Source organism: Streptomyces sp. NPDC006134, from assembly GCF_040628835.1.
Lineage (GTDB): Bacteria > Actinomycetota > Actinomycetes > Streptomycetales > Streptomycetaceae > Streptomyces.
Window position 1 is genome coordinate 65218 of sequence record NZ_JBEXTV010000010.1, and the last position, 12487, is coordinate 77704.

Genomic DNA, 12487 nt, shown 5'->3' on the forward strand with positions numbered 1-12487 from the left:
CTTCGTGCTCCGGCCGGCCGCTCGGGGCTGCGCCCGTTCGGTCGCGGGCGCCGCCGGGCCGTCCGGCGGGTCGCCCGTGAAGCCGGCCGTGAGCCGGCCCCTCCGGCCCTGCCTGCTCCGGCCGGCCGTCCGGGGCAGTGCCGCCCTGGTCGCGGTGGTCTGTCTCGGCGCCACCCTGGCCGACGGACCGGCGGAACGGTCCGTCGCACTGGCGTTCGGCGTGCTCGTCGCGCTCGGGGAGCTCGCCCGACGGCCCACGGCCGGGGTCCGGGAGACCGCGCCGCTCGGCGCCGCCGGGGCGCTGTCGTACGCGCTGCTCGGGGACGACGCCGGGCAGCCCACCCAGCACGGCGTCGCCCAGACCGTCACCGTCGTGCTCGCCGCCACGCTGCTCGGCAGCGTGCCGCACGTCGCCCGCGGCGACAGGACCACTCTCGACCACCTGGCGCGGCGCGTGCTCACCGTCGCCTTCGCCGCCGTCTGCTTCCAGCCGCTGTTCAACCAGGGCACTTTCGACGGCTGGGGCGGTCCCGCCTACGCGCTGCTGCTGCTCGCGCTGCTCGCCCTGACCGCCCTGTGCGACGCCGTGCTCACCGCGGCGTCCGCGCACGGGCGCACCGGGTGGCCCTTCGGACCGCTGCTGCGGGAGGAGGTGCGCGGCATGGCCGGCATCACCTCCGCGGTGTGCGCGACGGGCGCGGTGATGGCGCTGGCGGTCGCCGTCGTGGGGCTGTGGGCGCTGCCCGTCTTCTCCGTGCCCCTGCTGCTCGCCCAGCTCTCCTTCCGGCGCTACGCCGCCGTCCGGGCCACCTACCGGCAGACGATCGCCTCCCTGGCGCGGGCCACCGAGATCGCCGGGTACACCCCGGCCGGGCACGCCCGGCGGGTCGCCGCGCTCGCGGTGGCGGTCGGCCGCGACCTGGGGCTGACCGGCCCCGGCCTGACGGTGCTGGAGTACGCGGCCCTCATGCACGACATCGGCCAGCTCAGCCTGGTCGACCCGGTCCCGGCCGGGGCCACCGCCTGTCTGCCCGCCGCCGAGCAGCGGCGGATCGCGCTGCTCGGCGGTGCCGTGGTCCGCCGCACCGGCGTCGACTCCGCGGTCGCCGTGGTCGTCGAGCGGCAGGCCGACCCCTGCCGGGAGCAGCCGCTCGCCGCCCGGATCGTGCGGGCCGTGAACGCCTACGAGGAGAAGGCGCGGGACGCCGGCCCGGGTGGCCCCTGGACGGCCCTGGAGGAGCTGCGGCTGGCGCCCGCCGGTGACTACGCCCCCGAGGTCGTCGAGTCCCTGGCCCGGGTGCTCTCCCGGCAGGAGCCGGGCAGAGGGAGCGGCCGGGGACCGCGACGGCGGGCAGCACGCGGGCTGTCTGATCCGGCCGGGGCTGGGTAACCCATGGGTAATGAGCGGCCCCGCATCCGTACGTGGTTGGATGCGAAGGAGAGGGCGTACGGGGGCACAGACGGGAACAGCCGGCCCACTCCACAAAACTGGCAGGCGGGAATCGTGAGGATCTTCGGCAAGGGACGGCACCGGCCCTCCGCCTCCTGGCGGCAGGCCACCGACCGCGCGTTCACGCTGATCGGCGACGGCCGGTACGAGGACGCGGGCGCGCTGCTGACGCGCGCCGCCGACCTGGAACCCTGGCTGTCGGAGTCCTGGTTCAACCTCGCCCTGCTGCACAAGTTCCGGCACGACTGGGAGCAGGCCAGGGCGGCCGGCCTGCGGGCCGTGGCCCTGCTGGAGCGGGACACCGGGGCACCGGACTGGTGGAACGTGGGCATCGCCGCGACCGCCCTGCAGGACTGGCCGCTGGCCCGCCGCGCCTGGCAGGCCTACGGGCTGCGGGTGCCGGGGGAGGCGACCGGCTCCGGCGAGCCGCTCGGCATGGACCTGGGCAGCGCGGCCGTACGGCTCTCCCCCGAGGGGGAGGCCGAGGTGGTGTGGGGACGGCGGCTGGACCCGGCCCGGATCGAGGTGCTGTCCATCCCGCTGCCGTCGTCCGGGCGGCGCTGGGGCGAGGTCGTCCTGCACGACGGCGTGCCCCACGGGGAGCGGACCACGTCCGCCGGGCACACCTATCCCGTCTTCGACGAGATCGAGCTGTGGGCGCCCTCGCCCGTCCCCACCTGGGTGGTCCTGCTGGAGGCCGCGACCGAGGCCGACCGGGACGCCCTGGAGCAGCTCGCCGCGGACGCCGGGTTCGCCGCCGAGGACTGGTCGTCCTCGGTGCGGCTGCTGTGCCGCATGTGCTCGGAGTCCCGGATGCCGTCCGACGAGGGCGACGGGGAGCACCTCGACCCGCACGACCACAGCGAGCCGGGGCACCCGGGGCCGCTCGGCCACCGCACCGACGGGCAGCTGTGGGTGCCGGAGCGGGAGTGCGGGGTGGCCGCGCCGGCCGCGCTGGTGCGGGGTCTGCTGGACGGGTGGGTCGCGGACAGCCCCGACTCCCGGGACTGGCGGGATCTCGAAGAGGTCTGCTGAAGGTCCGCCGGGGACCCCGGGCGACGGCGAGGGGCGGCCGGACGGACGCCGTACCCTGTATCAGCATCACCCCCTGTTTTCTAGGAAGGCGTACGTCGGTCATGGCTCAGCAGGACACCGATCAGCAGCGCGCGGGCGTGCTCCCCGTGGACGACGAGGGATACGTCATCGACACGGAGGACTGCGAGGAGCGCGAGACGGCCTGGCGCGAGCGCGGCACCTCCCGTCCGATCACCGTGGTCGGCAACCCGGTGCTGCACAAGGAGTGCAGGGACGTCACCGACTTCGGCGAGGAGTTCCAGCAGCTGGTCGCGGACATGTTCGCCAGCCAGCGCACCGCTGAGGGCGTGGGCCTGGCCGCCAACCAGATCGGCGTCGACCTGAAGGTGTTCGTCTACGACTGCCCCGACGACGAGGGCGTCCGGCACGTCGGCGTGGTCTGCAACCCCAAGCTCGTGGAGCTGCCCGCCGACAGGCGCCGCCTCGACGACAGCAACGAGGGCTGCCTGTCCGTGCCGACGGCGTACATGCCGCTCGCCCGGCCCGACTACGCCGAGGTGACCGGGCAGGACGAGAAGGGCAACCCGATCAAGGTGCGCGGCACCGGCTACTTCGCGCGGTGCCTCCAGCACGAGACGGATCACCTGTACGGCTACCTCTACATCGACCGGCTCTCCAAGCGCGAGCGCAAGGACGCGCTGCGGCAGATGGCCGAGAACGAGCCCCGCTACCCCGTGGTCGCCAACGACTGAGACCACCGGTCCGCCCCAGCGGACCCGCCAACTCCCTCGCGCACGGCGCCCGTTCAGGATTCCCTTCCTGGCCGGGCGCCGTTCGCGTACGCCCGCGCATCCGGCGCCGTTCGTCCGTGCGTCACCCGTTCCCTTCCTCCCGCTCCTCCAGTGATCCATAACATGTCACACAAGGGGAGAATTCCGGCACCTCGGGGCGATGAATTGAGCAAATCCGTTCCCATACCGGTCAGTTGTGGTGCTGAATGGGGAGGGCGGGGATACGCGACGGCGCACGCCCCGCACAGCGGGAGGGGTGCGCCGACCGGCGGCTGAGAGGGGTTTGTTCGTGCCTGCTTTCTCACACGGCTCCACAACGACACCGGCGGCGGTCGCAGTTCCACCCTCGCTCGCCCTCCCGGCGGTCGAGGCGGCATTTCCCCGGCGGCTGCATCCGTATTGGCCCAGGCTTCAGCGGAAGACCCGTGGCTGGCTGCTCGAAAAGCGGCTCATGTCGGCGGACAAGGTCGCGGAATATGCCGACGGCCTGTGCTACACCGATCTGATGGCCGGGTACTACCTCGGCGCGCCCGACGAGGTCCTCCAGGCGATAGCGGACTACAGCGCGTGGTTCTTCGTCTGGGACGACCGGCACGACCGCGACATCGTGCACGGCCGTCCCGGCGCCTGGCGGCGGCTGAAGGACCGGCTGCACACGGCTCTGGACTCCCCCGGGGACCATCTGCACCACGAGGACGCGCTGGTCGCCGGGTTCGCCGACAGTGTGCTGCGACTGTACTCGTTCCTGCCGCAGACGTGGAACGCCCGGTTCGCCCGGCACTTCCACGCGGTGATCGAGGCGTACGACCGGGAGTTCCACAACCGCACCCGCGGCGTCGTCCCCGGCGTCGAGGAGTACCTCGAACTGCGCCGGCTCACTTTCGCGCACTGGATCTGGACCGACCTGCTGGAGCCCAGCGCGGGCCTCGAACTGCCGGATTCGGTGCGGAAACACCCGGCATTTAGGCGGGCGGCGCTCCTCAGCCAGGAATTCGCCGCCTGGTACAACGACCTCTGCTCGCTGCCGAAGGAAATAGCGGGCGACGAGGTGCACAATCTCGGAATCAGTCTCATCACCCATGAGGGGCTGACGCTCGAAGAAGCGATCGTGGAAATCCGGCGGCGCGTCGAGGAATGCATCGACGAATTCATCCTCGCCGAACGGGATGCCTTGCGTCTCGCCGACGCATTGGCCGACGACGGAACGGTACGCGGAAAAGAACTCGGTGCCGCCGTGCACGCCTGCGTCGGCAACATGCGGAACTGGTTCAGCTCCGTCTACTGGTTCCACCACGAGTCCGGCCGGTACCGGGTCGACAGCTGGGACGACCGCTCCACGCCCCCGTACGTCAACAACGAAGCGGCAGGTGAGAAATGACCGTCGAATCCTCCCCCAAGTCCTCGGCCTCGCTCGGACGGGGGGTGCCCCCATCCCCTGATGCCCGGTCCCAGGCGGAGCTGCGCGAGCCGCCCGTGGCGGGCGGCGCCGTGCCGTTGCTCGGCCACGGCCTGAAACTGGCCCGCGACCCGCTGGCCTTCTTCTGCCGGCTGCGCGGCCACGGCGACGTCGTCCGCCTCCGGCTCGGCCCGAAGACCGTGTACGCGGTCACCACGCCCGCCCTCACCGGCGAGGTGGCGCTCAGCCCCGACTACATCATCGCCGGGCCGCTGTGGGAGTCCCTGGAGAGCCTGCTCGGCAAGGAGGGCGTGGCCACCGCCAACGGCCCCCTGCACCGGCGCCAGCGGCGCACCATCCAGCCGGCCTTCCGGCTCGACGCCATCCCCGCCTACGGGCCGATCATGGCCGAGGAGGCGCAGGCGCTGGTGGAGCGCTGGCGCTCCGGGAAGGTCCTCGACATCACCTCGGAGTCCTTCCGGGTGGCCGTCCGCGTCTCCGCCCGCTGCCTGATGCGCGGCAGCTACATGGACGACCGGGCCGACCGCATCTGCAGCGCGCTCGCCACGCTGTTCAGCGGCATGTACCAGCGCATGGTCCTGCCGCTCGGGCCGCTGTACCGCATTCCCGTTCCGTCGAACCTGGAATTCAACCGGGCCCTGGCCGATCTGCACCGCCTGGTCGACGAGATCGTCGCCGACCGCCGGGCAAGTGGTCAAAAGCCGGACGATTTGCTGACGGCTCTGCTGGAGGCGAAGGACGAGAATGGCGAGCCCATCGGGGAGCAGGAGATCCACGATCAGGTCATCGCCATCATCACCCCCGGCAGCGAAACCGTCGGCTCCATGCTCATGTCGTTGCTGCTGGTCCTCACCGAGCACCCGGAACTCGGGGACCGGATCCGCGACGAGGTGAAAAGCGTCGTGGGCGACCGCCCCGTCGCATTCGAGGACGCCCGAAAGCTGACGTACACCACGAATGTCATCGTGGAGACTATGCGTCTGTATCCTGCCGTATGGATATTGACGCGCCGCGCGGTGCGCGACACCGAGCTCGGCGGGTACCGCATTCCGGCCGGGGCGGACCTCGTCTACAGCCCGTACGCGATCCAGCGCGACCCGCTGTCCTACGAGCGGCACGAGGAATTCGACCCCGACCGCTGGCTCCCGGAACGGTCCAAGAACGTGCCCAAGTACGCGATGAGCCCGTTCAGCGTCGGCAACCGCAAGTGCCCGAGCGACCACTTCTCGATGGCCGAGCTCACGCTGATCACCGCGGCGATCGCGTCCGCCTACCGCTTCGAGCAGGCGCCCGGCTCCGACCCGAGGCCCCGCATCGGCATCACCCTGCGCCCGCGCCGCCTGCTGGTGCGGGCGCTGCCCCGGTGACGGGGGTGACGGGCTGACAGGGGGCGGGGTGACGGGCCGGCGGCGCTCCGGCGCGCGGCCGGGCGGCCTGCGGGCCCCGGAACGCGCGCCGGCCGGCGACGTCGTACACCGGTAGTCCTGCCGCGCCGGTCAGGAGCGACCGGCGCGGCAGCCGGGGAGGATCAGAAGTCCTCGTCCAGGTCGACGGTGCCCTCCACCGCCACCTGGTACGCCGACGGACGCCGCTCGAAGAAGTTGGTCAGCTCCTGGACGCCCTGGAGCTCCATGAAGGAGAAGGGGTTCTCGGAGCCGTACACCGGCGCGAAGCCGAGGCGGGTGAGCCGCTGGTCGGCGACGCACTCCAGGTACTGCCGCATCGAGTCGGTGTTCATGCCGGGCAGGCCGTCCCCGCACAGGTCGCGCGCGAACTGCAGCTCCGCCTCGACGGCCTCCCGCAGCATGTCGGTGACCTGCTCCCGGAGCCGGTCGTCGAAGAGGTCCGGTTCCTCCTTGCGGACGGTGTCGACCACGTCGAAGGCGAAGGACATGTGCATCGTCTCGTCGCGGAAGACCCAGTTGGTGCCGGTCGCCAGGCCGTGCAGCAGGCCCCGGCTGCGGAACCAGTAGACGTAGGCGAAGGCGCCGTAGAAGAACAGGCCCTCGATGCACGCGGCGAAGCAGATGAGGTTGAGGAGGAAACGGCGGCGGTCGGCCTTGGTCTCCAGCCGGTCGATCTCCTCCACCGAGTCCATCCACCGGAAGCAGAACTCGGCCTTCTCGCGGATGGACGGGATGTTCTCCACCGCGGCGAAGGCGGCGGCCCGGTCGTCCGGGTCGGGCAGGTAGGTGTCCAGCAGCGTCAGATAGAACTGGACGTGGACGGCCTCCTCGAAGAGCTGGCGCGACAGGTACAGGCGCGCCTCGGGGGAGTTGATGTGCTTGTACAGCGTCAGCACCAGGTTGTTCGCGACGATCGAGTCGCCCGTCGCGAAGAAGGCCACGAGCCGGCCGATGAGGTGCTGCTCACCGGGGGACAGCTTCGCGAGGTCGGCCACGTCCGAGTGGAGGTCGACCTCCTCCACGGTCCAGGTGTTCTTGATGGCGTCCCGGTAGCGCTCGTAGAAGTCGGGGTAGCGCATGGGGCGCAGGGTCAGCTCGAAGCCCGGGTCGAGCAGGTTCTTGGCGGGAGCGGTCGTCACTGGCATGCCTCGCAGGACTCGGGGTTCTCAAGGGAGCAGGCGACGGCCTCTTCGGGGGCCGCCTGCGGGACGGGGGTGGTGGCGCGGGCCGCGCGGGCGATCCGCGTCGCCGGGCGCGAGCGCAGGTAGTACGTCGTCTTCAGCCCGGACTTCCAGGCGTAGGCGTACATCGAGGAGAGCTTGCCGATGGTCGGCGTCTCCAGGAACAGGTTCAGCGACTGGGCCTGGTCGAGGAACGGGGTGCGGGCGGCGGCCATGTCGATCAGGCCGCGCTGCGGGATCTCCCACGCCGTGCGGTACAGCCGCCGTACGTCCTCGGGGATCCAGGAGAATCCCTGCACCGAGCCGTTCGCCTCGCGCAGCGCCTCCCGGGTGCGGGCGTCCCACACGCCGAGCCGCTTCAGGTCCTCGACCAGGTAGGAGTTGACCTGGAGGAACTCACCGGAGAGCGTCTCGCGCTTGAACAGGTTGGACACCTGCGGCTCGATGCACTCGTAGGCGCCCGCGATGGAGGCGATGGTCGCGGTCGGGGCGATGGCCAGGAGCAGGGAGTTGCGCAGGCCGACGGCGGCGATCCGCTCCCGCAGCGCCGCCCAGCGCTCGGGCCAGGTGAGCTCGGTGTCGTAGTGGTCGGGGTGCAGGACACCTCGGGCGGTACGGGTCTTCTCCCAGGCCGGGAGCGGGCCGTTGCGCTCGGCGAGGTCGGCGGAGGCCTCGTACGCGGCGAGCATGATCCGCTCGGCGATGCGCGTGGACAGCCGCCCGGCCTCGGGCGAGTCGAAGGGCAGGCGCAGCTTGAAGAAGACGTCCTGCAGGCCCATCGCGCCCAGGCCCACCGGGCGCCAGCGGGCGTTGGAGCGGCCCGCCTGTTCGGTCGGGTAGAAGTTGATGTCCACCACCCGGTCGAGGAAGGTGACGGCCGTGCGGACGGCGGCGTCCAGCCGCTCCCAGTCGATGTCGCGGGCGGCCGGATCGACGAAGGCGCCGAGGTTGATCGACCCCAGGTTGCACACGGCCGTCTCGCCGTCGCTGGTGACCTCCAGGATCTCCGTGCAGAGGTTGGAGGAGTGGATGACGTGGCCCGGCTCGGCGGTCTGGTTGGCGGTGCGGTTGGCGGCGTCCTTGAAGGTCATCCAGCCGTTGCCGGTCTGGGCGAGGGTGCGCATCATCCGGCCGTACAGCTCGCGGGCGGGGAGCGTCTTGCGCGCCAGCCCCGCGGCCTCCGCCTTCCGGTAGGCCGCGTCGAACTCCTCGCCCCACAGGTCGACCAGTTCGGGCACGTCGGAGGGGGAGAACAGCGACCACGGCGCGTCGGCCTCCACCCGGCGCATGAACTCGTCCGGCACCCAGTGTGCGAGGTTCAGGTTGTGGGTGCGGCGCGCGTCCTCGCCGGTGTTGTCGCGCAGCTCCAGGAACTCCTCGATGTCCGCGTGCCAGGTCTCCAGGTAGACCGCCGCGGCGCCCTTGCGCCGGCCGCCCTGGTTCACGGCGGCCACGGAGGCGTCGAGGGTCTTCAGGAACGGGACGATGCCGTTGGAGTGCCCGTTGGTGCCGCGGATCAGCGAACCCCGGGAGCGGATGCGGGAGTAGGCGATGCCGATGCCGCCGGCGTGCTTGGACAGGCGGGCGACCTGGTGGTAGCGGTCGTAGATCGAGTCCAGCTCGTCCTTGGGGGAGTCCAGGAGGTAGCAGGACGACATCTGGGGGTGGCGGGTGCCGGAGTTGAACAGGGTGGGGGAGGAGGGCAGGTAGTCCAGGCGGCTCATCAGCCCGTAGAGCGCGGCCACTTCGTCCAGCGCGCGGTCCGTGTCGTCCTCGGCGAGGCCGGCGGCGACGCGCAGCAGGAAGTGCTGGGGCGTCTCGATCACCTTGCGGGTGATCGGATGGCGCAGCAGGTAGCGGCTGTGCAGGGTGCGCAGGCCGAAGTAGCCGAAGCGGTCGTCGGCGTGCGGGTCGGCCAGCGCGTCCAGGCGGTCCGCGTGGCGGCGGACGAACGCGGCGGTGCGGTCGGCGATCAGGCCCTCGCGGTGGCCGGTGGCGACGGACTCGGTGAACGCGGTGACGCCCTGGGAGGCGGCCTCGGCGCGGATGCCGAGGGTCAGCAGCCGGGCGGCCAGCTTCGAGTAGGCGGGGTCCTCGGCGATCAGGCCGGCCGCCGCCTCCGTGGCCAGCTCGCGCAGCTCCGTCTCGTCCGCCCGCGCGGACCGGCCGCGCAGCGCCGCGGCGGCGACCCGGCCGGGGTCGGCGTCGGGAAGGTCGGCGGTCAGCTCGGTCAGGGTCCGCAGCAGCGCGGCACCGGGACCGTCGTGCTCCGGCTGGATCACTGAAGCCGGGTCTGCTGGCGCGATGGTCACGTGAGGCACTCCCTCGCTCGGCACGGGGCCTTGCGGAGGGCAGGAGGCAGCTCACGAGCGCACGCGGCGTCGCGTCCACCGGCCCATTCCGCGAGGCCCGGACGTCATGGCACACGGGCCGGACGGCCCGTGTGCACTGCCGGCAGGTCCTCGGACTGACGCTCGACGCCCGGATGCGGGTCTGCGGGTATGCAGGCATACGGGCATGAGTACACCGTTGCGGGACAGTTCCGGATTCACACCGGATTCCCCTGCGGCGACAGCGAGCATGAGCATACATCTTGTGCCGGGCCTCGGGACCACCCCCAGATGTTGTGTCGCCGCCGAGTCAGCGGAGGGTCAACGCGTAGGTGAGGAGAGTGATGTCGTCCACCTCCGGCAGCGGGTTCCAGTCCCGCTCGGGGGTGCGGACGAAGCCCAGGCGCTCGTAGAGGCGGTGGGCGGTGCGCATGGTGCGCTGGGTCGACAGGACGACCCGTACGCAGCCCTCGACGGCCCGTGCCCGCTCCACACAGGCGCGGACGAGGGCCTCGCCCGCGCCCCGGCCGCGGGCCGCGTGCGCGACCGCCAGCATCCGGATCTCGGCCTCGCCGGGCCGGGCTATGTCGGCCATGGGGCCGCCGGACGGCACGAACGTCACGCCGCCGACGACGCGTTCGCCCTCGACGGCCACCAGCACCTCGGCCGCGGCGGCCCGCCTCGCCACGTCCCGCAGCTCGCCGAGGTAGGCGTCCGACTCCCCGAAGTCGAGGAGTCCGTCCTGGAGATAGGCGCGCGCGGTGATCTCGCCGAGGACCGCGTGGTCGCCGGGCTCCGCTTTCCTGATCGTGATGTCCATGCGGGTGAGTGTGCCCGACGGGTACGACGACGGGCCGCCGGATTCCCCTCCGGCGGCCCGTGGACGGATACAGATACGGCGACGGCGTCAGTGCGCCGCGCCGGCGGTGGCCGGCGGCAGCTCCACCTGCACGCCGGGGTCGCCGGCGTCGGCCGTGTAGTCCTCCGGCCGGGTCTCGTCGACGCCGTCCGGCGCCTTGAACGCCCGGAGGACCACCGTCAGGACGACGGTGACCAGGACGTTCAGCACGAACGCGGTCAGGCCGATGTAACCGATCTCCCCGATGCCGGGGATCTCCTTCGACGAGCCGCCGAAGTGCTTCTGCGTCGGCGAGGCGACACCGTAGGCGGCGAGCGTGCCGTACACCATGCCGGCCGCCCAGCCCGCGAGCAGCGCCCAGCGGTGGAACCAGCGCGTGAACAGGCCGCCCACCAGGGCCGGGAAGGTCTGCAGGATCCAGATGCCGCCCAGCAGCTGGAAGTTGATGGCGACCGTCTTGTCCATGGTCAGGACGAAGACCAGCGCGCCCACCTTCACCAGCAGCGAGACCAGCTTGGAGACCTTGGTCTCCTGCTCGGCCGTCGCGTCCGGCTTGAGGAAGTCCTTGTAGATGTTGCGGGTGAACAGGTTCGCGGCGGCGATCGACATGATCGCCGCGGGGACGAGGGCGCCGATGCCGATGGCCGCGAACGCCACGCCCGCGAACCAGTCCGGGAACATGTCCTCGAACAGCTGCGGGATCGCCAGCTGCCCGTTGCTCACCTTGATCCCGGCCGCGATCGCCATGAAGCCGAGCAGCGCCAGCAGGCCCAGCATCAGCGAGTACAGCGGCAGGATCGTGGTGTTGCGGCGGATCACCTCACGGCTGCGCGAGGACAGCGTCGCGGTGATGGAGTGCGGGTACATGAACAGCGCGAGCGCCGAGCCCAGCGCCAGCGTGGCGTAGGTCCACTGGCCCGCCTCGCCCGGCGCCAGCGCGCCGCGCGGCTGGCCGGTGGCCGGGTTGGTCTGGCCGAACGCCTCGCCCGCCTTGGCGAAGATGTCGTCGAACCCGCCGAGCTTGATCGGGATGTAGATGATCGCCACCGCGATGACGATGTAGATGAGCGCGTCCTTCACGAACGCGATCAGCGCGGGGGCGCGCAGTCCCGACGAGTAGGTGTAGGCGGCCAGCACGCCGAAGGCGATCAGCAGCGGCAGGTCCTTGACGAACCAGTTGGTGTCCTCCCCGCCGCCGACGCCCATCACGTCCAGCACGGCCTGGATGCCGACCAGCTGGAGCGCGATGTACGGCATCGTCGCCAGGATGCCGGTCACGGCCACCGCCAGCGACAGCCCCTTGGAGCCGAACCGGCCGCGCACGAAGTCCGAGGTCGTCACGTAGCCGTGCTTGTGGGAGACCGACCACAGGCGCGGCAGGAAGGTGAAGATCAGCGGGTAGACGAGGATCGTGTACGGCACCGCGAAGAAGCCGGAGGCGCCCGCCGCGTAGATCGCCGCGGGTACGGCGACGAAGGTGTACGCCGTGTACAGGTCGCCGCCCAGCAGGAACCAGGTGATCCAGGTGCCGAACGACCGTCCGCCCAGGCCCCATTCGTCCAGGCTCTGCTCGTTCTCGGCCTTGCGCCAGCGCGCCGCCAGGAAGCCCATGACGGTGACGAGCAGGAAGAAGAAGATGAAGACGGCGAGCGCGACGCCGTTCACGCCGTCCTTCACGAGCCGGCACCTCCCCGGCGGGCGCGCTGGTCACGCTGCCACAGCTTGTAAGCGATCATGGTCAGCGCGGTGGAGATCAGCACCCACGCCATCTGGTACCAGTAGAAGAACGGGATGCCGATGAACGCCGGCTCCACCTTGGCGTACGAACCGACCCACAGCATCGCCACGAAGGGCGCGACGAGGCAGAGGGCGATGACGACGCGCACGGGCGTCACCACCGGCCCTCTGTTCACTTCCGGGGCTTGTGGCATCTGGCGGCTCCGTCCCTCGATGATCACCTGCGACAATGCGCAGGCAATCTAGGTGACGGTTACACGACAGCGGAAGCCCCCGTCCGC

The 12487-nt window shown here is 71.3% G+C and carries 10 protein-coding genes and 1 riboswitch; of the genes, 5 read left to right on the plus strand and 5 right to left on the minus strand.

Annotated features, from left to right (window positions below; all coding sequences use genetic code 11):
* Positions 1 to 88: 88 nt before the first annotated feature.
* From ABZ340_RS09020 to ABZ340_RS09040, 5 genes are all read left to right on the plus strand, one after another.
* On the plus strand, positions 89 to 1390 hold the full coding sequence (locus ABZ340_RS09020) for a metal-dependent phosphohydrolase (RefSeq protein WP_358781085.1): 1302 nt from the start codon (positions 89 to 91) through the stop codon (positions 1388 to 1390).
* Positions 1391 to 1504: 114 nt separating this feature from the next.
* Positions 1505 to 2485, plus strand: coding sequence for a hypothetical protein (locus ABZ340_RS09025; RefSeq protein WP_358781086.1), 981 nt, complete (start codon positions 1505 to 1507; stop codon positions 2483 to 2485).
* A 101-nt stretch (positions 2486 to 2586) separates the two neighbouring features.
* Positions 2587 to 3237: a peptide deformylase gene (gene def, locus ABZ340_RS09030; protein ID WP_358781087.1), complete on the plus strand. Its 651-nt coding sequence runs from the start codon at positions 2587 to 2589 to the stop codon at positions 3235 to 3237.
* Between the two features lie 328 nt (positions 3238 to 3565).
* On the plus strand, positions 3566 to 4654 hold the full coding sequence (gene cyc1 / locus ABZ340_RS09035) for an epi-isozizaene synthase (RefSeq protein WP_358781088.1): 1089 nt from the start codon (positions 3566 to 3568) through the stop codon (positions 4652 to 4654).
* The gene (locus ABZ340_RS09040) at positions 4651 to 6060 is read left to right on the plus strand and encodes a cytochrome P450 (RefSeq protein WP_358781089.1); all 1410 of its coding nucleotides are present in this window, start codon (positions 4651 to 4653) and stop codon (positions 6058 to 6060) included. Before cyc1 ends, ABZ340_RS09040 begins: the two co-directional genes overlap by 4 nt.
* A gap of 161 nt (positions 6061 to 6221) precedes the next feature.
* Here ABZ340_RS09040 and ABZ340_RS09045 read toward each other — a convergent pair whose 3' ends face one another.
* From ABZ340_RS09045 to ABZ340_RS09065, 5 genes are all read right to left on the minus strand, one after another.
* Positions 6222 to 7244, minus strand: a complete 1023-nt coding sequence (locus ABZ340_RS09045) for a ribonucleotide-diphosphate reductase subunit beta (protein WP_358781090.1) — start codon at positions 7242 to 7244, stop codon at positions 6222 to 6224.
* Positions 7235 to 9592 (minus strand): ribonucleoside-diphosphate reductase subunit alpha, encoded by a 2358-nt coding sequence (locus ABZ340_RS09050; protein ID WP_358781091.1) that lies wholly within the window; start codon positions 9590 to 9592, stop codon positions 7235 to 7237. Before ABZ340_RS09050 ends, ABZ340_RS09045 begins: the two co-directional genes overlap by 10 nt.
* A 123-nt stretch (positions 9593 to 9715) precedes the next feature.
* Positions 9716 to 9875: riboswitch (cobalamin riboswitch) on the minus strand.
* Between the two features lie 45 nt (positions 9876 to 9920).
* On the minus strand, positions 9921 to 10430 hold the full coding sequence (locus ABZ340_RS09055; protein ID WP_358781092.1) for a GNAT family N-acetyltransferase: 510 nt from the start codon (positions 10428 to 10430) through the stop codon (positions 9921 to 9923).
* An 87-nt stretch (positions 10431 to 10517) separates the two neighbouring features.
* On the minus strand, positions 10518 to 12146 hold the full coding sequence (gene mctP / locus ABZ340_RS09060) for a monocarboxylate uptake permease MctP (protein WP_358781093.1): 1629 nt from the start codon (positions 12144 to 12146) through the stop codon (positions 10518 to 10520).
* Positions 12143 to 12400 (minus strand): DUF3311 domain-containing protein, encoded by a 258-nt coding sequence (locus ABZ340_RS09065; RefSeq protein ID WP_358781094.1) that lies wholly within the window; start codon positions 12398 to 12400, stop codon positions 12143 to 12145. The genes mctP and ABZ340_RS09065 overlap by 4 nt, the downstream gene beginning before the upstream one ends.
* Positions 12401 to 12487 lie beyond the last annotated feature (87 nt).

Excerpts from the sequence above, each read along its gene's own strand:
- ABZ340_RS09045 (WP_358781090.1), bottom strand. The coding sequence starts at position 7,244 with ATGCCAGTGACGACCGCTCCCGCCAAGAACCTGCTCGACCCGGGCTTC.
- ABZ340_RS09055 (WP_358781092.1), bottom strand. The coding sequence starts at position 10,430 with ATGGACATCACGATCAGGAAAGCGGAGCCCGGCGACCACGCGGTCCTC.
- ABZ340_RS09065 (WP_358781094.1), bottom strand. The coding sequence starts at position 12,400 with ATGCCACAAGCCCCGGAAGTGAACAGAGGGCCGGTGGTGACGCCCGTG.
- ABZ340_RS09040 (WP_358781089.1), top strand. The coding sequence starts at position 4,651 with ATGACCGTCGAATCCTCCCCCAAGTCCTCGGCCTCGCTCGGACGGGGG.
- def (WP_358781087.1), top strand. The coding sequence starts at position 2,587 with ATGGCTCAGCAGGACACCGATCAGCAGCGCGCGGGCGTGCTCCCCGTG.